This window comes from Nocardiopsis sp. NPDC058631 (assembly GCF_042716955.1).
In the GTDB taxonomy this organism is placed as follows: domain Bacteria; phylum Actinomycetota; class Actinomycetes; order Streptosporangiales; family Streptosporangiaceae; genus Nocardiopsis.
Window position 1 is genome coordinate 9,791 of the sequence record NZ_JBHXQY010000076.1, and the last position, 22,041, is coordinate 31,831.

General features: G+C 74.6%; 9 protein-coding genes. 1 reads left to right on the plus strand and 8 read right to left on the minus strand.

The genetic code is table 11. The annotated features are described in order from the left end of the window. Positions 1–74: 74 nt before the first annotated feature. From ACFWTE_RS22010 to ACFWTE_RS22045, 8 genes are all read right to left on the minus strand, one after another. Entirely contained in the window at positions 75–3,416 is a 3,342-nt protein-coding gene (locus tag ACFWTE_RS22010; protein WP_378781578.1) for an amino acid adenylation domain-containing protein, read from the minus strand. After that, complete coding sequence (locus ACFWTE_RS22015) at positions 3,413–14,869, minus strand: amino acid adenylation domain-containing protein (protein WP_378781579.1); 11,457 nt, start codon at positions 14,867–14,869, stop codon at positions 3,413–3,415. The genes ACFWTE_RS22010 and ACFWTE_RS22015 overlap by 4 nt, the downstream gene beginning before the upstream one ends. Positions 14,870–14,957: 88 nt before the next feature. Beyond that, complete coding sequence (locus tag ACFWTE_RS22020) at positions 14,958–15,185, minus strand: phosphopantetheine-binding protein (protein ID WP_378781580.1); 228 nt, start codon at positions 15,183–15,185, stop codon at positions 14,958–14,960. Between the two features lie 180 nt (positions 15,186–15,365). Then, a complete protein-coding gene (locus tag ACFWTE_RS22025) occupies positions 15,366–16,700 on the minus strand; it encodes a lysine N(6)-hydroxylase/L-ornithine N(5)-oxygenase family protein (RefSeq protein ID WP_378781583.1) in 1,335 nt (444 codons plus the stop codon). A 1-nt stretch (position 16,701) separates the two neighbouring features. Continuing rightward, positions 16,702–17,361, minus strand: coding sequence for an isochorismatase family protein (locus ACFWTE_RS22030; protein ID WP_378781584.1), 660 nt, complete (start codon positions 17,359–17,361; stop codon positions 16,702–16,704). Continuing rightward, on the minus strand, positions 17,361–19,094 hold the full coding sequence (locus ACFWTE_RS22035; RefSeq protein ID WP_378781585.1) for a (2,3-dihydroxybenzoyl)adenylate synthase: 1,734 nt from the start codon (positions 19,092–19,094) through the stop codon (positions 17,361–17,363). The genes ACFWTE_RS22030 and ACFWTE_RS22035 overlap by 1 nt, the downstream gene beginning before the upstream one ends. A gap of 1 nt (position 19,095) precedes the next feature. After that, entirely contained in the window at positions 19,096–20,304 is a 1,209-nt protein-coding gene (locus tag ACFWTE_RS22040; RefSeq protein WP_378781587.1) for an isochorismate synthase, read from the minus strand. Between the two features lie 69 nt (positions 20,305–20,373). Further along, a complete protein-coding gene (locus tag ACFWTE_RS22045) occupies positions 20,374–21,147 on the minus strand; it encodes a 2,3-dihydro-2,3-dihydroxybenzoate dehydrogenase (protein ID WP_378781588.1) in 774 nt (257 codons plus the stop codon). Between the two features lie 484 nt (positions 21,148–21,631). On the opposite strand from ACFWTE_RS22045, the gene ACFWTE_RS22050 reads away from it, so the two are divergent. Beyond that, a complete protein-coding gene (locus ACFWTE_RS22050; protein WP_378781590.1) occupies positions 21,632–21,982 on the plus strand; it encodes a DUF3817 domain-containing protein in 351 nt (116 codons plus the stop codon). Positions 21,983–22,041: the final 59 nt, after the last annotated feature.

A 22,041-nucleotide genomic window follows, 5' to 3' on the forward strand; every position in this document is an offset into this window, starting at 1 on the left:
GTGGTGCCGGCCCGGTCGGGGGCGGGCCCGGTGGGTCCGGGGCGCCCGGTGCCGGGGGCGGGGTGTCCCCGCGGTCAGTCCTGGGAGTTCCACATCCGCTGCAGCTGGTCCATGTCCCCCGCGTCGAGCAGGTCGGCGAACTCCTCGCCCCGTGCCGGGGCGGGACCGTCCGGGGGGTCGGGCGGGGCCTGCGGCGCGGACTCGGTGTGCGCCGCCAGCGCCTCGGGGGTGCGGAGCGCGAACACGTCGCGGACGGTGATCTCCAGCCCCTCCGCCAGGGCGCGGCCGACCAGGCGGACGGAGGTGATGCTGTCGCCGCCCAGGGCGAAGAAGTCGGCGTCGGCTGCGGCCTCGGGCAGGTCGAGGACGTCGGCGACGGCCGTGCACAGGACTTTCTCCGCGCCGGTCCGGGGCGGGCGGCCCCGTTCCGGTGCGGGCGCCTCGGGCGCGGGCAGGGCGGCGCGGTCGAGCTTGCCGTTGACGCTCAGCGGCAGCCGTTCCAGGAGCACGACCACGGTCGGGACCATGGCCGCGGGCAGGGCCCCGGCCAGGTGTGCGCGCAGGTCGGCCGGGTCCGGGGTGTGCCCCGGCGCCGGAACGGCGTAGCCGGTGAGGCGCGCGGTGCCGCCGGGGCCGGTGTGCACGGTGACGGCGGCGGCCGAGACACCGTCCAACCGGGAGAGGGCGGCCTCGACCTCGCCGGGTTCGACACGGACGCCGTTGACCTTGACCTGGTCGTCGGAGCGTCCGAGGTAGACCACGGTGCCGTCGGCGCGGCGCCGCACGAGGTCGCCGGTGCGGTACAGGCGCGCCCCGGGCGGGCCGAACGGGTCCGCGGTGAACCGCTCGGCGGTCAGGCCGGGGCGGCCGGTGTAGCCGCGGGCGAGCTGGACACCGCCCAGGTGGAGTTCGCCGGCGGTGCCGGGCGGCACCGGGCGCAGCCAGGGGTCCAGGACGTGCAGGGCGGTGTTCCAGACGGGGGTGCCGATCGGGACGGGGTCGGTGGGGGCGGTGGTGCTCCGGGCGTCGCCGGGCAGGGTGGTGGGGTCGAACGCGTCGGCGGGGAAGGGTGTGACGGCCAGGTGCGAGGTGACGTCGACGGCGGCCTCGGTGGGGCCGTAGAGGTTCTCCAGACGGGCGTCGAGGACACGCGCGAAGTCCCTGGCCAGGAGGCCGTCCAGGGCTTCGCCGCTGGCGATGACCAGGCGCAGGGCGGCGGCGCCCGCCGCGGCGGGCTCGTCCAGGAACAGCCGCAGCATGGACGGGACGAAGTGGCACACGGTCACACGCTGCTCCGCGAACAGCGCGGCGAGGTAGGCGGGGTCGCGGTGGCCGCCGGGGCGGGCGGTGACGATCGCGGCGCCCACGGCCAGGGGCCAGAAGAACTCCCACACGGACACGTCGAACCCGACCGGGGTCTTCTGCGCGACGCGGTCCTCGGGGGTGAGTCCGTAGGCGCCCTGGGTCCACTCCAGCCGGTTGGCCAGGGCCCGGTGGGAGACCCCGACGCCCTTGGGGGTGCCGGTGGAGCCTGAGGTGAAGATGGTGTAGACGAGTTGTTCGGGGTGGACCCCTGCCCAGGGCAGGGGTTCGGCGGCGGACAGGCGGGCCGCCGTCTCCGGGGCGTCGAGGAGCAGGGGCGCGATCCCGGCGCACAGGCCGCTGTGGGCGCCCGACGTCGTGACGAGGACGGCGGCCCCGGCGCGCGCGGCCATGTCGGCCAGGCGCGCGGGCGGGTGGTCCAGGTCCAGCGGCAGGTACGAGGCTCCGGTGCGGACCGCCGCGAGCAGGGCGGTCACCAGGTCGGCGCCGCGCGGCAGGGCCACCGCGACGACGGTCTCGGGCCCGGCACCGTGCTCGGCGAGGAGCGCGGCCAGGCGCGCGGCGTCCGCGTGGAGTTCGCGGTGGGTGAGTTCGCGGTCGCCGTCCACGACCGCGACGCGGTCGGGGTGGGCCGTCTCGGCCTCGGCCAGGAGTGTGCTGAGGCTGGTGTGGGCCGTGGGGTGGGTGGTGTCGTTGTGTCGGTTCAGGGTGGCGTGCTGTTCGGCGGTGAGCGGGTCGAGGGCGCTCACGGGACGCGCCGGGTCCAGGCACGCCTGGTCCAGCAGGTGGCCGAACAGGTCGAGCAGCCGGTGCGCGGTGTCGGCGGACAGGCTGTCGGGCAGGTGGTCCAGGCGGAGCAGGGTGTCCCGGTCGGGGCCCTCGTCGGGGAGCACGGCGAGGGCGGCCGGGTAGTGGGTGGCGTCGCGGACGCGGAGCCCTCCCACGCGCAGTCCGGCCCCCGCCCCGGCCGCGTCGGGGTCGAAGGGGTAGTTCTCGACGACGAGCAGGGTGTCGAAGAGGGTGCCGTGCCCGGCCTCGCGCTGGATCTCGGCGAGGCCGGTCCACTGGTGGTCGAGCAGGTCGGCCTGTTCCATCCGCAGCCGCGTGAGCAGGTCCGAGACGGACTCGGCGGGGTCCAGGCGCACGCGGATGGGGAGCGTGTTGGTGAACAGCCCGATCATGTCCTGGGAACCGGGCAGTTGCGGGGAGCGTCCGGACACCGGCTGGCCGAACACGACGTCGGTACGGCCGGTGTGGACGGCCAGGGTCAGCGCCCACGCCGCCTGGAGGACGGTGTTGACGCTGACTCCGGCGGTGGCGGCCAGGGCGCGCAGGCCCCCGCCGGCCCCGGCCCCGAGTACGCGTTCGACACGGTCGGGCGCGGTACGGGCGGCGGCGGGGGTCCCCACCTCGCCGGGAACCCCGGCCGCTCCGCCGTCGGCGGCGCGGGCGACGAGGGTGGGCCCGGTGAGGCCGGTGAGGGCGGTGCGCCACGCCCGGCGTGCGGCGCCGTGGTCCAGGCGGCCCACCCAGGCGAGGTGGTCGCGGTAGCGGGGCGCGGGCGGCAGGGCGGCGGCGTCACCGTCGGCCGCGTACAGGCGCAGCAGGTCACGGGCGAGCAGTGGCAGCGACCAGCCGTCCAGCAGCACGTGGTGGGCGGTGACCAGGAGGACGGTGCGCGCCGGTCCGGTGCCGAGCGCGTGGAAGCGGATCAGCGGTGGTGCCGCCAGGTCGAAGCCGCGGTCGAGCTCGGCCGCCGCCGTCCGCTCCTCCACCCCGGCGCGTTCCCCGGCGTGCAGGGCGGTGAGGTCGGTGCTGTCCCAGTCCAGGTCGGTGTCGGCGGGCACGAACTGCACGGGCCGGTCCAGCTCCTCGTGCGCGAACCCCGCCCGCAGGTTGGGGTGGCGGTCCAACAGCGCGGCGGCCGAGCGGCGCAGCCTTGCGGGGTCGGCGTCGCCGTGCAGCTCCAGGCGCACCTGGATGCCGTACACGTCGGCGTCCCCTCCGGTGAGGGCGTGGTGGAACAGCAGGCCCTCCTGGAGGGGCCCGAGCGGGAGCACGTCGGCGATCGCCCCGGTGTTCTCCTGTGTCATCGGCGCTTCCTCCACATCGATGCGAGCTGGTCGAGCTGGCCGGGGGCCAGGGACAGCAGCGGTTCGTCCTCCGCCCGTCCGTGGGCGGGTTCGTCCACGGGGGCGGCGTTGGGTTGCGCGGCCGCGGCGAGGTCGGCGGCCACGGGGTGTCGGAAGACCTGGCGGCCGGTGACCGTCCAGCCCCTCTCGCGGAGGCCGCCGACCAGGCGCAGGGTGAGGACGCTGTCGCCGCCCAGGGCGAAGAAGTCCTCGTCGGCGCCGACCCCGTCCAGACCGAGGACCTCGGCGTAGACGGAGCAGACCGCGTGTTCGGCGCCGGTGGCGGGTGCGCGTCCGAGGGGGCGTTCGCCCGTGTCCTCGCGCGGGTCGGGCAGCGCCTTGCGGTCGATCTTGCCGTTGGCGGTGAGCGGCCAGGCGTCGAGGAGGACGAACGCCGAGGGGACCATGTACCCGGGCAGGGTGCGGGCCAGCCCGGCGCGGATGTCGGCGTCGGCGACCGGGCGGTCGGTGACGGCGTAGGCGACGAGGCGGTGGTGGCCGCCGGCCTCCTCCCTGGCGGTGACGACGGCCTGGGCCACACCGTCGATCCCGGTCAGGGCGGTCTCGATCTCGCCGGGTTCGATGCGAAACCCGCGGACCTTGACCTGGAAGTCGGCCCGGCCGAGGAAGTCGAGCGTGCCCTCGTCCCTCCAGCGGGCCAGGTCGCCGGTGCGGTACATGCGGGTTCCCGGCGCACCGTAGGGGTCGGCGACGAACCGCTCCGAGGTCAGGCCGTGGCGGCCGTGGTAGCCGACCGCGACACCCTCACCGGCGATGTAGAGATCGCCGGCGACCCCGGTCGGCACCGGGGACAGGTGGGCGTCCAGGACGTAGACGCGGGTGTTGGCCATGGGGCGGCCGATGCTGACGGGCTTCTCCGGGCACACGGGCGAGGTGGTGGACCAGATGGTGGTCTCGGTGGGCCCGTAGACGTTGGTGACCCGGTCGGTGCGGGAGGCGAGGTGGTCGGCCAGGGCTTGGGGCAGTGCCTCGCCGCCGACCAGGACGCGGAGCCCGTCGAGGGCCTCGGGCCTGGTCTCCAGGAGCATGCGCCAGAGGGTGGGGGTGGCCTGCATGGTGGCGATCCGACCGTGTTCGATCAGGTCGGCGAGGGCGGTGCCGTCCCGGACGGTGTCCTTGTCGGCCAGGACGACCGTGGCACCGAACCGCAACGGCAGATACAGCTCCAGAGCCGAGATGTCGAAGCTGACCGTGGTCACCGCCAGCCACCGCTCACCCCGCACCAGCGGAAAGCGCGCACCCATGTCGGTGAGGAAGTTGGCCAGGTTGCGGTGCGAGACCACCACACCCTTGGGACGACCCGTCGAACCCGACGTGTACAACACGTACGCCACCGCGTCCGCGTCGGCGCCGGGGGTGCGGCCCCGGGCGCAGGGCAGGTCCGGTGCTCCGTTCCCGCGCGGGTCGGGGGTGTCGAGGTCGGCGGTGGGGACAGCGGCCCCCTCGGGCGCCACCACTCCCCCACCGGTCACCAACAGCACCGCCCCCGAATCGGCCAACATGTACGCCAACCGGTCCGCCGGGAACTCCGGGTCCAACGGCAGGTACACACCACCCACCCGCTGCACCGCCAACAGCGCCGCCACCAGATCCACCGAACGCGGCAGCGCCACACCCACCACCCGCCCCGCACCCACACCCCGCAAACGCAACACCCCCGCGATCCGGTCCACACGGGCATCGAGCTCGGCATAGGAGTGCTCCCCCGCGGCATCGACCACGGCAGCAGCCCCGGGGGTGCGCACCGCCCAGTCCGCCAGCACCTCACACGGACGCCGCACCGCCACCGCGACCGCGGTGTCGTTGAACCCCTCCAGCAGTCGCAGGTGTTCGTCGCCGGACAGGATCCGGGGACGGGCGATCGGCTGCCGGGGGTCCGCGGCGACCTGTTCCAGGAGGCGCACGAGACGCTCCGCGATCCTCTCCGCACCGGTGGCGTCGAACAGGTCGGCGGAGTAGTTGAGCGCGAGCCGGGTGCCCTGGCGGGGGTCCTCGACGAACGCGAACTCCAGGTCGAAGCGGGCCGTGTCCAAGGGCGTCTCGACCATGCGCGTGGAGGCGCCGAAGAGCCCGGCCGCGCCCTCGGGGCGCCGCTGGTAGGAGACCATCGTCTGGAACAGGGGGTGGCGGCTGACGGAGCGCTCCTGTTTGAGGGCCTCCACCACGGTGTCGAAGGGCGCGTCGGCGTTGGCGAAACCGGCCAGGTCGACGGCGCGCACCCGTTCGAGGAGTTCGGCGAACGTGGGCCGCCCGGACAGGTCCAGCCGCAGGACGAGCGTGTTGAGGAAGAACCCGACCGCGTCCTGCAGGCCCTCGTCCGCCCGGTCCGCGACCGGGCTGCCCAGGGGGATGTCGTCCCCGGCGCCGAGCCGGTGGAGCAGGACCGCGACGGCGGCCTGGACGACCATGAACACGGTGACGCCGTGGCGGACGGCCACCTCGCGCAGGGCCGCGTCGAGTTCGGGGGCGACGGCGGCCTGGACGAGCCCGCCCGTGTGGCTGGGGAGGGCCGGGCGGGGGCGGTCGGTGGGCAGGGCGAGTTCTTCGGGAAGCCCCTCCAGCGCGGCCCGCCAGTGGTCGAGCTGCCGGGCGAGCGGGCTGCCGGGGACGTCGGCTCCGCCGAGCCAGGCGGTCCGCGACGCGGCGTAGTCCGCGTACTGGACCGGGAGCGGCGCCCAGTCGGGGGCGTGCCCGCGGGCGCGCGCCCGGTAGGCGGTGTCCAGGTCCGCGAGCAGGGGGCCGAAGGACCACTCGTCGGCGACGATGTGGTGCAGGACGACCAGGAGCACGCACCCCTCGCCGGGTCCGTCCGTGTCGGCGGCCGGGTCCGCGGAGGTACGGGGGGAGGCGGGGCCGCCGGGGTCCGCGCCCGTTCCCGACCCCTCACCGCCCTCTGCCGGGTGGGGTCCGGCGGCCCCGGGGCCGGTGATCAGGCGGACCCGCAGCGGCGGGTGCGCGGCCAGGTCGAAGGGGAGCGCGGTGAGACGGGCGAGTGCGGGCCCGACCGGCCCCTCGACCCCCACCGACGCGACGTCGAACGCGGTGGTGTCGGTGACGGCGGGTTCGGGTCCCTCCGGGCCGGTCCGGATGACGGTGCGCAGGACCTCGTGGCGGTCGGCGAGGTCGGCGACCGCGGCGCGCAGGACGTCCTCGTCCAAGGGTTGGTCGACGCGCACGGCGAGCGGGACGTTGTAGGCGCCTCCGGGTTCGTGGACCTGGTCGATGAGCCAGAGCCGGTGCTGTGCGTGGGACAGCGTCGGTCGCCGGCCGTCGCGGCCGGAGCGCGGCACGACCGGGGGCCGGACGCTGCCTCCCTCCTCGGTGCGGTGGGCGAACGCGGCCGGTGTGGGCGCCTCGAACAGGTCGCGGACGCCCACCTCGGCGCCGAGGAGGGCGCGGGTGCGGGCGACGACACGGGTGGCCAGCAGGGAGTGCCCGCCCAGGGCGAAGAAGTCCTCGTCGGGGCCGACCGGGCCGCGGCCGAGCACGTCGCCGAAGACCTGTCCCAGGATCTCCTCGCGGGCTCCGACGGGGGCGCGTCCCGGGTCGGCGGGGCCTTTGGGGTCGGGCAGGGCCTTGCGGTCCACCTTGCCGTTCGCGGTGAGGGGGAGGGAGTCCAGGACGACGACGGCCCCGGGGACCATGTGGTCGGGCAGGGTCGTCGCGACGTGGGCGCGCAGGGCGGAGGGCACGAGGGCGGGCCCGCCCGGCCGGGGCACCGCGTAGGCGGCCAGCCAGGCCTGGCCGGGCTGGTCCTCCCTGGCGGTGACGACGGCCTGGGCGACCCCGGGGGCGGTGAGCAGGGCCGCCTCGATCTCGCCGGGTTCGATGCGAAACCCGCGGACCTTGACCTGGAAGTCGGCCCGGCCGAGGAAGTCGAGCGTGCCCTCGTCCCTCCAGCGGGCCAGGTCGCCGGTGCGGTACATGCGGGTTCCCGGCGCACCGTAGGGGTCGGCGACGAACCGCTCCGAGGTCAGGCCGTGGCGGCCGTGGTAGCCGACCGCGACACCCTCACCGGCGATGTAGAGATCGCCGGCGACTCCGACCGGGGCGGGTCGGAGCGCGCCGTCCAGGACGTAGACGCGGGTGTTGGCCATGGGGCGGCCGATGCTGACGGGGCCGTGGGTCGTCAGTGGAGCCGTGGTGGACCAGATGGTGGTCTCGGTGGGCCCGTAGACGTTGTGCGCGGCCTCTGCGGTGTCGGCGAGCAGGGCGGCGAGCGGCTGCGGGACGGCCTCGCCGCCGACCAGGACGCGGAGTCCGCGCACGACGGTGCGGTCGTGCTCGGTGAGGGACTGCCACAGGGAGGGGGTGGCCTGCATGATCGTGGCGCCGCCGGCGGCGACGAGCTCGGCGAGCAGACGGGGGTCCCGGACGGTGTCCTTGTCGGCCAGGACCACCGTGGCACCGAACCGCAACGGCAGATACAGCTCCAGAGCCGAGATGTCGAAGCTGACCGTGGTCACCGCCAACCACCGCTCACCCCGCACCAGCGGAAAGCGCGCACCCATGTCGGTGAGGAAGTTGGCCAGGTTGCGGTGCGAGACCACCACACCCTTGGGACGACCCGTCGAACCCGACGTGTACAACACGTACGCCACCGCGTCGGGGGGTCCGGGCGACTCGTGCTGCCCGGAGCCCTGGCCCGCACGTCCGGGAACAGGTTCCCCTGTGAGGGTGTCGAGGTCGGCGGTGGGGACAGCGGCCCCCTCGGGCGCCATCACTCCCCCACCGGTCACCAACAGCACCGCCCCCGAATCGGCCAACATGTACGCCAACCGGTCCGCCGGGAACTCCGGGTCCAACGGCAGGTACACACCACCCACCCGCTGCACCGCCAACAGCGCCGCCACCAGATCCACCGAACGCGGCAGCGCCACACCCACCACCCGCCCCGCACCCACACCCCGCAAACGCAACACCCCCGCGATCCGGTCCACACGGGCATCGAGCTCGGCATAGGAGTGCTCCTCCGCGGCATCGACCACAGCAGCAGCCCCGGGGGTGCGCACCGCCCAGTCCGCCAGCACCTCACACGGACGCCGCGCCGCCACCGCGACAGCGGTGTCGTTGAACCCCTCCAGCACGAGGGCGCGTTCGGCGGGGGTGGAGGTGTCGATCTCCGCGAGCGGGCGGTGGGGGTCCTCGGTGATCTGCGTGAGGACCCCGCGCAAACGCTCCATCAGGTCACGGGCCCTGTCGGCGCCGACGGCGTCGGGCCGGTGGCACAGGCGCAGGCCGAGGGCCTCCCCGGGGAAGACGTTGAGCGACACCGGGTAGTGGGTGGCGTCCTCCACGCGCACGTCGGTCAGGCGCACGCCCCCGTAGTCGTGGTCGGCCAGGGCGTCGCGCAGCGGAAAGTTCTCGAACACCAGGAGGGTGTCGAACAGGGGCGCGGCCCCGGCGAGCTCCTGGGTCCGGGTCAGTCCGACGTGGTGGTGTTCGGCCAGGGCGGCCTGGCGTTGTTGGAGGTCGCGGAGCAGGTCGGACAGGAGGGTGCCCGGTCCTGTGCGCACCCGCACCGGCACGGTGTTGATGAACAGGCCGAGGATGGACTCCACCCCGGGCAGGTCGGCGGGCCGACCGGAGACGGTCGCGCCGAACACGACGTCGGTCCGCCCGGTGGCGCCGCCCAGGACCAGCGCCCAGGCTGCCTGCACGAGCGTGTTGACGGTGACGCCCAGGTCGCGGGCGGTCCCGGCGGCCCGCGCGGTCTCCTCCGGGGTGAGGGCGCCGGAGACGATCTGCTGGCCCTGGCCTCCGTGGGCGGAGGCGTGCGGGGCGAGCAGGGTGGCGCCGTCCAGGTCGGAGAGTTCGCCGCGCCATGCGGTGTCGGCGGCGTCGGCGTCGCGTTCGGCCAGCCAGGCCAGGTGGTCGCGGAATCCGGTGCCGGGCGCGGGGGTGTCGGGGTCGGCGTAGAGGGTGAGGAGTTCGCGCAGGAAGAGGGGTGTGGACCAGCCGTCCAGGAGTGTGTGGTGGTCGGTGCAGACCAGGACGTGGTGGTCGGGGTCCAGGTGGAGGAGGGTGAAGCGCACCAGTGGCGGGTGGGCCAGGTCGAAGGGGGTGGCCAGCTCCTGCGCGCACACCTGCTGGACGTGTTCGTCCCTGGTCCGGGGGTCGGTTCCGGCCAGGTCGACGACGTGCCAGCGCGGGGCGACGGCCTCGGGGACGAACTGGACGAGGTCCTCGCCGTCGGCCCAGAACCCGGCGCGCAGGCCGGGGTGTCGGTCCAGGAGTGCGGCGGCGGCCCGGTGGAGCCGTCCGGGGTCGAGGGGCCCCTCGATCCGGGTGGCGGACTGCGCGGTGTAGGCGTCGTGGCCGAAGGTGTAGAGGCTGTGGAAGACCAGCCCGGCCTGGAGGGGTGTGGGCGGCCACAGGTCGGTGAGGCGGGCCGCGGGGTCGCCGGACCGGTCGGCCCAGGCGCGTTCGACCTGCTCGACGCGGTCGGCGGTGAGGGCGACCAGGGGTGTGTCGGAGGGGGTGAGGACGTGAGGTCCGGGTCGGCGTGCGGCGTCGGCGAGGGTGCGCAGGGCGGTGGTGAGGTCGGCGGCCAGGGCACGGACGGCGTCGGGACCGTGGACGCCGGGCGCCCAGCGCCAGGTGAGGTCGAGGCGGGGCCCCTCGGGCCCTTCGTGGGCGATGGCGCCGAGTTCGAGCCCGTGGGTGAGCGGCTGCTGGGGGTCCTCGCCGAGCATGACGCGGGTGGAGACGGGAGCGGACTCCCACGGCTGGGCGGTGGGGGTGCCGAAGCGGCCCAGGTAGTTGACGAGGATGTCGGGGCGGGCCCGGCCGGTGAGACGGGGCGCGGTGTCGGGGTTGAGGTGGCGCAGGAGCCCGTAGCCGAGGCCGTCGCCGGGGACGGCGCGCAGGGTCTCCTTGACGTGCTTGAGGACGCGCGCGGCGGCGGCCGGGTCGGTGAGCGCGCGGACGGGGTCGGTGGGTGCGGTGGGGCTGTGGGGTGCACCGGGGGCCGTGGGGGCGGCGGTCCGCGCGGCAGGACCCAGGTCGAGGGCGACGGGGTGTGAGCTGGTGAGCCAGCCGACGGTGCGCGCCAGGTCCGCGGGCGCGCCGGGGCCGACGGGGCCGGGAGCCCCCCCGATTCCAGGATCGCCTGTGTGGTCGGGGTCGGGCAACCCGCCCCCGTCCGGCCTGTGGACAACCTCCCCGGGCCGGGTCTGGCACAGGAGTTCGCGGCGGCCGTGGCCCTCCAGTTCCACCAGGAGCCGGTCGCCGGGGCCGCCCTGCCCCGCGCGGGCGTGCGCCGCGGCGATGGTGAGGGCCGCCAACAGCACGTCCTCGGCGCCCGCCCGGTAGACGGCTCCGATGTCGGAGAGCACCGCGCGGGTCAGGTCGGGGTCGAGTGCGACGTCCAGGCTGTGGCGGGTCGCGACGACGTCGCGGCGCGGCTCCAGCTCGCGCGCGCCCAGCGGACGGTGGGCGCCGGGGTCGGTCTGGGCGAGCCAGTGGTCGAGTTCGGCCAGGCGCCCCGGGTGCCGGGCCTCCTGGGCGAGCAGCCCGGTCCAGCGGCGCAGGGACGTGCCCGCGCCGGGCAGGCGCACCGGTTTCCCCGCGCTGAGCGACGCCACGGCGGCGGCCAGGTCGGGGCCGATCACCCGCCAGGACACACCGTCCACGGCCAGGTGGTGTACCTGGACGAGGAGCTGTCCCATCCGGTCGGGGCCCGCGTCGAACCACACGGCGGTCAGCGGGCGCCCCTCGGGCAGGTCGATACGGGTGTGGGCGTCGGCGGCCGCGCGTTCGACCGCGGTGGCGAGGTCGTCCCCGTCGAGGCCGGCGGCGTCCACCCGCACCAGCAGGTCGGCGCCGCGGACCTCCTTGGCGGACAGCACCTCCATCGTGTACGGCGACCGGGACGGCGCCCGTTCCGGTTCCCCGGGGGCGGCGGGGGCACCCCCGTCCCGCCCACCGTCGTCCGGTCCGAGGTCCGGGCGCACCCTCAGGCGCAGGGCGCCGTGGTGGGACACGAGCGCTGCGAGCGCCCCTTCCAGGACCTCGAAGGCCATCCCGGCGGGGGTCCACAGCACCTGTGACTGCGTGAACCCGGCACGGGGCGCCCCCTGGTCGAGGAGGTCGGCCGTGACAGGGGTGGCCCGGACCGGGCCGACCGGGTTGTCGGGGGTGCGTTCGGCGACCGCCGATCCGCGTCCCGCGGTGCGGGCCGCCAGCCGGGTGACCGTCGGGGCCTCGAACACGTCGCGCACGGTGAGCGCCAGACCTGCGGCGCGGGCGCGGTTGACGGCCTGGATGGCGAGGATGCTGTCGCCGCCCAGGCGGAAGAAGTCGTCGTGGACACCGGGGTCGGAGCCCAGGACCTCGCGGAAGACCCCGAGCAGCGCGTGCTCGTCGGCGGTGGTGGCCGCGGCCCGGTCCCGGGCCGCGCCGTCCGCGCCTTCGGGCTCGGGGAGGTCGGGCAGGGCGGCGCGGTCGACCTTGCCGCTGGAGTTGAGGGGGAGCCGGTCGAGCACCGCCACACGCGCGGGGACCATGTGGTCGGGCAGGCGCCGGGCGACGTGGTCGCGGACCCCCTCCTCGGTGGGGGCGTGCCCGCCCCGGGGGACCACGTACGCGACCAGCCGGGGGGCGCCGGCCGGGGTGCGGCGCACCACCGTGGCGCACCGCGCGACGCCCGGGTGGGTCTCGGCCACGGCGTCGACCTCCTCGGGTTCGACGCGGTAGCCGCGCACCTGGACCTGGGAGTCGGTCCGGCCGAGGTAGGCGACGCGGCCGTCCTCGCGGACCAGGGCCCTGTCCCCGGTGCGGTACATGCGGCCACCGGGCGGGCCGTAGGGGTTGGCGAGGAAGCGTTCGGCGGTCGGTCCGGGGCGGTGGGCGTAGCCGCGTGCGAGCTGGTCGCCGTCCAGGTAGAGCTCGCCGGGGACTCCGCGCGGGACGGGCCGCAGGGCGGCGTCGAGAACAAGGGCGCCCACGCCGGCGACGGGGCGGCCGATGGAGGTGTCGGCGCTGTCGCGCACGTCGCAGACCAGGGCGTCGACGGTGTTCTCGGTGGGCCCGTAGAAGTTGAGGGCCCGGGTGGTCGAGGGCAGTGCGCGCAGGCGCTCCCACAGGCTCTGCGGGCAGGCCTCACCGCCGAAGGTCAGCAGGGCGGGCAGCCGGTGCAGCTGCCCGGAGTCCAGGAGCGCCTGGAGGTAGGTGGGGGTGGAGTCGAGGTGGTCGATGCGGTGTTCGGCGACGTAGGCGCCCAGCCGGGCGTGGTCGAACACCAGGTCGGTGTCGACCAGGTGGAGCTCGTGGCCGTGGACCAGGCCGAGCAGGGTGTCCCAGGAGGCGTCGAAGGTGAACGAGCCGGTGTGCCCGATCCGGGCGCGTCCGGGCAGGTGCCGGTGCAGGTGTGCGCGCTGGGTGGCGGCGAGGGCGGCGAGGGCGCGGTGCTCGACGACCACTCCCTTGGGCCGGCCGGTGGAGCCGGAGGTGTAGATGAGGTAGGCGGCGTCGCCGGGTCGCGGCGGGGGCAGGTCCGGTCCGTCGCAAAGACGGGTGTCGGCGCCGGCGGGTTCGTCCCGAAGGTCGGGGGCGTCGAGCTCGACCACCCGGGCCGTGCCCGTACCGGGCAGCAGGGAGACGGTGTCGGACCTGCTCAGCACCAGGGTGGGCCGGGCGTCCGCGAGCACGTGGGCCAACCGGGCGGCGGGGTGCTCGGGGTCGAGGGGGACGTAGGCGGCGCCCGCTCGCAGCACGGCGAACAGGGAGACGAGCAGGTCGGTGGACCTGGGCAGGGCGAGGGCGACGACGTGTCCGGGGCCGGCGCCGAGTCCGCGCAGGCGGCGGGCGAGCCGGTCCACCCGTTCCGTGAACCGGGCGCGGGTCAGCCGTTCGGTTCCCGAGACGACCGCGGTGGCCCGGGGGTCCTCGGCCGCGGCGCGGGCCAGGAGTTCGGTGACGGGGACGAAGGCCCTCGCGACCGGGGTGTCCCCCCGGCGTGCGGGTTCGCCTGCGGCACCGGTCGCGGTGGGGCCCGTTGCCGGTGCGCCGGTCACGCGGGGTGTGGCGAGCAGGGCGGCGGAGGGATCGGTGGTGTCCAGGGCGGCCAGGGGGGTCCCCGGTCGGGCGGTGGCGAAGGACCGCAGGAAGTGGGCGAACCCGTCCAGCCGGGCCCGGGCCCCCGCGCGGTCGTAGCGTTCGTCGTTGGCGTTGACCTCCAGTACCAGCCCTTTGCCGGACGGCCGGTACACCGAGAGGGCGATGTCGTCGACGGGCCCCTCGGACAGGGTGGCGGTGGTGGACGGGCACCCGTCGAAGGTGAACCGGTAGTCGAACAGCTTGACGTTGATCTCGGGGCCGAACAGTCCGAAGCGCTCGCCGACCGCCGACAGGTCGCGGCGCAGGTGCTCGGCCCGGTACCGCTGGTGGTCGCGCAGCCCGCGCCCTGCGGCCATGGCCGTGCCGGTCACCTCGGCCACGGTGTCGTCGGGGCGCACGCGCACGCGCAGCGGGAGCACGTTGACGACCATCGCGGGGGTGCGCAGGCCGGCGGACCCCAGGCGTCCCATGAACGGAGACCCCAACAGCAGGTCGCGCCCACCGGTCAGCCGGTGGGTGTAGGCGGCGAACGCCCCGACGAGGGCGTCGGCCCAGGTGGCGCCGGCCCCGCGGGCCAGGTCGTCCAGCCCTTCGCAGACCGCGGTGTCCAGGGTGGCCCGCTCGTGCAGGAATCCCGCGTGGGGCGCGGACGGCGCCGTGGACAGCAGGGCCGGTTCGGGCCGGTCCGCCATCAGGGCGGTCCAGTACTCCCGGTCCCGCGTGTACCGCTCGGAGGCACCGTAGTCCTCCTCGGCGGCGACCACGTCGGCGAGCGCCCCGAACACCCGGTCCGGTGTGGTCCCGCCCTCGCCCAGGCGCGTGTAGACCTCCGCGACGCGGCGGGCCACCATGGTGACGGCGTAGGCGTCGACGGCGATGTGGTGGTAGCGCTGGAACCACAGCCACCGGCCCGCACCCACCCTGAACAGCGCGAACCGGTACAGGGGTTCCGCGGTGACGTCCACGGGGCGGGCCATGTCGGCGCGCATCCGGGCCAGCGCCCGTGCCAGCGCCCCCTCCTCACCGCCGGCCGGGTCGCCGCCCTCCCCGGTCCCGCCCTCGGTGAGGTCCACGACCTCCAGTTCACGGGGCACGTCCGCGCCGACCTCCTGGCCGACCCGGTCGCCGTCCGCCACCACGCGCACGCGCAGGGCGTCGCTCTCGGCGACCACCGCGCGCACCGCCGCGGCGAACCGGTCGGTGTCCAGGTCGGAGGGGATGTCGGTGTACTGGCCGACGTTGAACACCGGGCTGTCCGGTGCCGTCTGCTGGGCGTACCAGACACCGGCCTGGGCACCGGTCAGGCCCAGCCGGGTGCCGTGGATGTCAGCCATGGGTCGGTTGCTCCTCAGAAGGTTCGGGACGTGCCGGGTCGGGCGGTGGAGGACGCGGAGAAGGGGGTGGGGCCGGGTGCGGGGCTGGTCAGCGCACGAGCAGTGACGCCCAGGCGTTGACGGTGGGTTTCTCGGCCAGGTCGGCGAAGTCGGTTTCGACCCCGGCGGCGCGCCAGGTCTCCATGAGGCTCATGAGGCGGACCGAGTCGAGCCCGCGTTCGAGGAGGTTCTCGCCGGGGTCGATGTCCTGGACGGGTTCGCCGAGGATCTGGGCGACGTCCGCGCGCACGCGTTCGGGGGTGAGGGGCTCGGCCATGGTGTGTGTCCTTCCGATGAGTGCCGGGCGGTGTTGTTCGAAGGCTTCCGGGCCGGGGCGGCCGTCCGGGTCCTCGGCCGCACGACGGTGTGCGGTCCGGTGGTGCCCCGCGGGCGCCGCCGGGGCACCGCGAGGGGCAGCCCGGTGGACGCGGGCCCGGGAGGAGGCGGAAGACACGATCTAGGCGGGGATGTCGGTGCGGGCGGCGACGGAGTCGATGATCTCGGCGACGCGGGTGGCCACGTTGGAGAGCAGCGACGCAGACACGCCGTGGGTGTGCTCGGTGCCCCCTTGGAGGTAGAGGCCGCAGGTCAGGTCGTCGTGCGTGGCCATCCGGTAGTCGCGTTCGACGGCCGGGCGCCCGTCGGGGGTGGAGACCAGTTGGTCGGCGAGCCCGCCCAGCAGGGGGCGGGGGTCGGCCGGGTGGTAGCCGGTGGCGAAGACGACGTGGTTCGCGGCGACGGGCGTCTGCTTGCCCGTGACCAGGTCCTCCACGACGACCGCGACGCCCTCCGGCCCCTCGGTGAGCCCCGCGACCCGGGCGGTGTTGTGCAGGTGCAGGCGCTCGCGGCCCTGGACCATCTCCGCGTAGTGGCGCCGGTAGAGGGCTTCGATGAGGTCGGGGTCCACCACCGAGTAGTTCGTGTTGCGGTGGTAGCCCATGAGCTTGCGTTTGACGTCCTCCGGCGCCGTGTAGAAAGCGTCGACGGCTTCGGGGTCGAAGATGCGGTTGGCGAAGGGGCTGTCGTCGGAGGGGCTGTACCCGTAGCGGGAGAAGACCGCGTGGACGTGGGAGGCGGGGAAGCGCTGGTGCAGGTGGTCGACCACCTCGGCGGCGCTCTGCCCGGCGCCCACCACCACGAACGAGTGCGGTGCGGCCCCGGGCGGCAGCTCGGCCAGGCGGGTGAGCAGGTACTCGTTGTGCCAGACGCGGGAGGACTGCTCCACTCCCCCGGGCATGCGGGGGCGCAGGCCGGGGCCGAACACGACGTTGCGGGCGCGCAGGACGGTGCGTTCGCCGTCGGTGTCCTTGGAGACCACGTCCAGGTGGGTGACCCGGCCCCCGGTGCGTACCGGCAGCACCTCCACGACCTCCTGTCCGTAGCGGACCTGGTCGGCGACGCGGGAGGCGCACCAGGACAGGTAGTCGTGGAACTCCCGGCGCAGGGGGAACAGGGTCTTGTGGTTGATGAAGTCGTGCAGCCGCCCCACGTGGTGCAGGAACGACAGGAAGCTGAAGTCGCTGGCCGGGTCGCGGGTGGTCACGAGGTCCTTGAGGAAGGACACCTGCATGGTGGCGTCGTCCAGGAGCATCCCCCCGTGCCAGCCGAACCCGGTCTGCCTCTCCAGGAAGACCCCGGTCAGCGCGGGGCCCCCGCCCTTCTCGCGGCGTTCGGCCAGGGCGATGGCCAGGCCGAGGTTGGAGGGGCCGAAGCCGACGCCGACCAGGTCGTGGACGGTGGCGGGGGTGTGGTCCGCGGCGGGCAGCGCGGTCCCTTCGTTGTGGTCGGTCACGTCAGGCTCCGGGGCTCACGGGGGTGCCGCGCAGGGCGGCGAGGGCATGGTCGGCGGCGAGCACGGACGCGCACCGTCCGGCGGCGTAGTGCAGCGCGGAACGGTGGTGCTCGGCGCTGAAGTCGGCGACGGCGTCGGCGACCAGGAACGGCTGGATGTCGCGCATGAAGGCGTCCGCGGCGGTGAGCTGGCACCCGATGTGCGCGTAGACGCCGGTGACGACGATCTGGTCGCGGCCGAGAGCGGCCATGCGCTCGGCCAGGTCGGTCTGGGCGAAGGCGCTGTACCGCCACTTGGTGAGCAGGACGTCCTCGCCGTCGGGTGCCAGGTCGGGGTCGATGTCGGTGTGCTCGGAGACCGCCTTCATGCCCGCCCCCCAGAAGTCGCGTTCGAGCCCGCGCTGGTGCGGGGTCATGTCCCCGGGCTTGGCGGTGTAGAACACGGGGGCGCCCGCTTCGCGGCAGGCCTCGCGCAGGGCGGCGATGTTGCGCCGCACCCCCGAGACCGGTTCGCGGTCCGGCTCGTAGGGGCTGAGGAAGTACCGCTGCATGTCGTGGACGAGCAGGACGGCGCGGGCGGGGTCGAGGGTCCAGGCCGCCTTGTTCTCGGGGAGCTCGTCCCCGGTGGGCAGCGGGTAGGGCGCGATGGTGGGCAGTGCCATCAGTGGTCCAATCGGGGTGGGGTGAGGGCACCGCGCAGGTCGCGCTTGGAGACCTTGCCGACGGCGGTGGAGGGGAAGCGCTCCACGAACTCCACCCGGTCGGGGATCTTGTGGGCGGCGAGTCCGCGTTCGCGCAGGAAGCGCAGGAGTCCGGCTCGGGTGGGCGCCTCACCGCGGGGGATGACGTAGGCGCAGGCGCGCTCGCCGAGGAAGGCGTCGGGGACGGCGACCAGGGAGGCGTCGTGCACGGCCGGGTGGGCGAGGATGTGGTTCTCGACCTCCTGGGCGCCGATCTTCTCCCCTCCCCGGTTGATCTGGTCCTTGGCGCGCCCTGAGACGGTGAGGTGGCCCGAGGGGTGGCGGACGACGATGTCGCCGGTGCGGAAGAAGCCGTCGGGGGTGAAGGCGGTGGCGTTGTGGGCGTCCGCCCGGTAGTAGCCGCGGATGGTGTAGGGCCCGCGGGTGAGGAGGTGGCCGGGTTCGCCGTCGGGGACGGGCCGGTCCTCGTCGTCGACGACGGCGACCTCGTCGTGGTCGCTCATGGGTCGGCCCTGCGTGGTGATGACCAGCTCGGGAGGGTCGTCCAGGCGTGTGTAGTTGACCAGCCCCTCCGCCATGCCGAACACCTGTTGGAGTGCGCAGCCCAGGACGGGGGCGACCCGCCGGGCGGCCTCCTCGCCGAAGGTGGCGCCGCCGACCTGGAGGACCTCCAGGGAGGACAGGTCGCGGTCCTTCTGCGATCCGTGCTCCACCGCGTCGAGCCACAGCATGGCCACGGGCGGGACCACGGAGGTGAGGGTGACCCGTTCGGACTCGACGAGCGCGAGGGCGGTGGCGGGGCTCGGGTCGGGGGCCAGGACCACGGTGCCGCCCGCGTGGAACACGCCCAGGAACCCCGGGGAGCTCATGGGGAAGTTGTGGGTGGCGGGCAGGACTGCGAGGTAGACGGTGTCGGGCCCCAGTCCGCAGATGTCGGCGCTGGCCCGGACCGAGTACAGGTAGTCGTCGTGGGTCCGCGGGATGAGTTTGGGAAGACCGGTGGTTCCGCCGGAGAGCTGGAAGAACGCCACGGACCCGGGGTGGGGTTCGGCGAGGGTGCCGGGGTCGGGTGCGGTGCGCAGGGAGTCGAGGGGTACGAAGCCCGGGGTCCCGCCAGGGTCGCCCGCCACGACGACGTGCGCGAGGCCGGGGACGGCGTCGCGCACCTCGGCGGCCATGGGCCGGTAGTCGAAACCGCCGTGGGTGTCGGCGACCAGCAGCGCGACGGCGCCGGTGGTCGCGGCCATGTGCGTGATCTCGCTGCGCCGGTGGGCGGGGAGCGCGTACACGGGCAGCGCGCCCAGGCGGAAGAGGGCGAAGACGGCCTCGACGAGCACGGCGGTGTTGGGCAGGTGCACGACGACGCGGTCGCCCTCGGCCACGCCCAGCCGTGCCAGGCCGGCGGCCAGGGCGTCGGCCCGGGTGTCCAGGTCGGCGTAGGTCCAGCGGGTGGTCCCGGCGACGACGGCGGTGCGGTCGGCGAAGCGGCGGGCCCGGTCGCGCAGGAACGCGCCGAAGGTCTCGCCCGTCCAGTACCCGGCCTCGCGGTAGGCAGCGGAGAACTCCTCGGGGTAGGGGGTCCATCCGTCGAGCGGGGGCTCCGCGGCGGTGGGCGCGGGGTTCGCGGAGGGGGTTCCCGGCCCGACCCTGGTGCTGTGCGGCGCCGACGTGGGGGCGTCGTTCTCGTGGGGCATCTCAGACCGCCCGGTCCACGCCGAGGGCGAGCAGGAGGGTGCGCAGCTTGGCGGAGGTCTCGGCGAGTTCGGCCCCGGGGTCGGACTCGGGCATGATGCCGCCGCCCGCGAACAGGTCGAGGGCGTGTCCGGCCACGTCCGCGCAGCGGATCGTCACCACCCACTCTCCGTCTCCGGCGGCGTCGCTGTAGCCGACGGCGCCGGTGTAGAAGCCGCGGTCGAAGGACTCGATCGCGCCGATGGTGTCGAAGGCCTGCCGGGTGGGGACGCCGCAGACCGCCGGTGTGGGATGCAGTGCGGCCGCGAGCAGGTGGGCGGGGGTGTCGGGGTCCTCCAGCTCGCCGTCGACGCGGGTGGACAGGTGCCACATCGTCGCGGTCCTGAGGAGTTCGGGCTCGGCCGGGACTGTCAGCGAGCGGCAGTACGGCCCCAGGGCGTCGGCGACCGCCTCGACGACGAGGGCGTGCTCCTTGTGGTCCTTGGCGGAGGTGAGCAGGGCGACGGCGTTGCGCTGGTCCTTGGTGGGGTCGGCGCTGCGCCGCGCGGACCCGGCGAGGGGGTTGGAGGCCACGCGGCGTCCGCGCTTGGAGACGAGGAGTTCGGGGCTGGCGCCGATGAGTGAGCGCACACCGTCCCCGCGTGTGGGGAGGTTGACCCCGAACCCGAACGCCTGGGGGTCGCGCCGGACCAGGTTGGCCAGGACGGTGGCGACGTCCACCTCCTCGGTGCTCTCCAGGCGCAGGCTCCGGGCCAGGACGACCTTGCGCAGTTCGTCGCCGGAACCGGCGAGGACCTTGAGGGCGCGTTCGACTGCGGCGGTGTGCTCGGCCGGTGCGGGGACGGGGGTGATCGTCCACCGGCCGTGGAGGGCCTTCCAGCCGTGCGGGCGCTCCGCCGACCGGGTCGGCGGCGGCGCGGTCCGCACCGTCTCGGGGACGACCAGGTGGGCTGGGCGGGCGGTGTCGAAGGGGATGGCGCCCATCGCGACGGCGGGTGCGGGGGCCTGACCGGCCTGCGCGCCGACCCTGGACTGTGCCTGCCCTGCGGCCGCGAGCGCCTCGGGGAGCGCGTCGAGGCTGTCCACCGTGGCCAGGGATCCGGTGCCGTGCAGGCTGAGGGTGGCCGAGGAGAAGAACGAGTCCCCCGGGCGGTAGGCGCCGAGGAGGTCGTCCGCCGTCGTGGCGGGGTCGGCGACGCGCTGTTCGGGCATGGGGTGTTGGCCTTTCTGTGTCGGGCACGCGAGGGGGCCGACCGGGTGGGGCCGGGGAGAGCAGGGGGTTCAGCGGAGTGTGGCGCCGCCGTCCACGTACAGCTCGTGCATGGTGATGTGGCGGGCCGCGTCGGAGGCGAGGAAGCGCACGGCCTCGGCGACGTCCTCGACCCGGGCGACGCGCCCGAGGGGGATGCCGACCTTGAAGGCGGCGGGATCGCCCGCGACGAGCGGCCCGTATCCCGTTCCGGCGGTCATGTGCTGGAGCATGGGGGTGTCGGTGGAGCCGGGGGAGACGACGTTGCAGCGGACTCCGCTGGGTGCCAGTTCGAGGCCGAGGGACTTGGTGAGGGCGACGGCCGCGGCCTTGGAGGCGGCGTAGGCGGCCATGTTGGCGCGGGGTACCCCCGCGGCGTTGGAGGCGACGGTCACCAGGGCGCCCCGGCCGCGCGGTCCCATGCGGCGGGCCGCGGCGCGGCTGACCGCGAAGACCCCGGTGGCGTTGACCGCGAGCATGCGGTCCCATTCCTGGTCGGTGCATGCGGCGACGGGTCCGGTGGCCAGGACCCCTGCGGCGTTGACCACGAGGGTGACGGGCCCCAGTGCGGCCTCGGCGTCGTCGAAGAGGGTGTCGACCGCGGCGCTGTCGGTGACGTCGGCGGCGAGGGCGAGGGCCTTGTGCCCGTCGGACTCCAGTGCGCGCACCGTCTCGGCGAGGCCGCGTCTGTCGATGTCGACGGCAGCGATCCGGGCCCCGTGGGCGGCGAGGTCGGCCGCCACAGCGCGGCCGACGCCGCTTGCGGCTCCGGTGACCACGGCGACCGCGCCGTCGATGTCGTTCACGTGTCTCCTCCACATCACTGACCAGGATTTTTTAGGCAAGCCTTGCCCCAAAATTTCGCGGCAAGTCTCCGGCCGGTCACAGGTGGATGTCAACAGTCGGTTGAAAGAGATGTGAGTCACACTCAGTGGGCGGGCGGTGACGTGGAGCGAAGGGCGCCGGACGCCGGACAAACGCCCGAAATCTCGGGTTTTTGCAGTTCAGACGCGTCGGGGGAGGCTCCCGTCAACGGCGCGGGGCACCCGTCCGGGTGGGCCCTTCACACGGATTTCACATCCTCGAAGTGTGGCGGGGGTGAGGTGGTTGTCACCGTCGCGAACACCCCGCCCGGCCGGACCCGATCCTCGACCTGGTGGCCTGCCTGCACGGTCCGCCCGACGGAGACCCGGCGGCGGACGTTTCATAACATGTCCTAGCCTGGAGGCACATCCCGGACCGCAGCTCCGGGGTTCGCCGTGTCCAGCGAGAACGAGCCCGAGGAACAACGTGAACATCAGTCCCCGCCTCACAGCGATCGTCTTCCGCGTGGTGGCGATCTTCGAGGCCTTCACCTGGGCCGGCCTCCTCGTCGGCATGGGGTTCAAGTACCTCGGCAACGGCAGCGAGCTGGGCGTGCAGATCTTCGGCCCCCTGCACGGCGGGGCGTTCATGGTCTACGTGGCCGTCACCGTCGCCGCCGCGCTCCACCTGCGCTGGGGCGTGTGGCCGGCCCTGGTGGCCCTGGCCGCGTCCGTGCCTCCCCTGGGCACGCTCCTGGCCGACTGGTGGCTGCACCGCAGCGGGCGCCTGACCGCCACGGCGGAGAAGCGGAACCGGAGTCCCGAGCCCGTCGCCTGAGACGGCACCGGCTCCACGGGTCGATCAGGCACACGTCCGCCGACTTGTCGAGTCCGCGC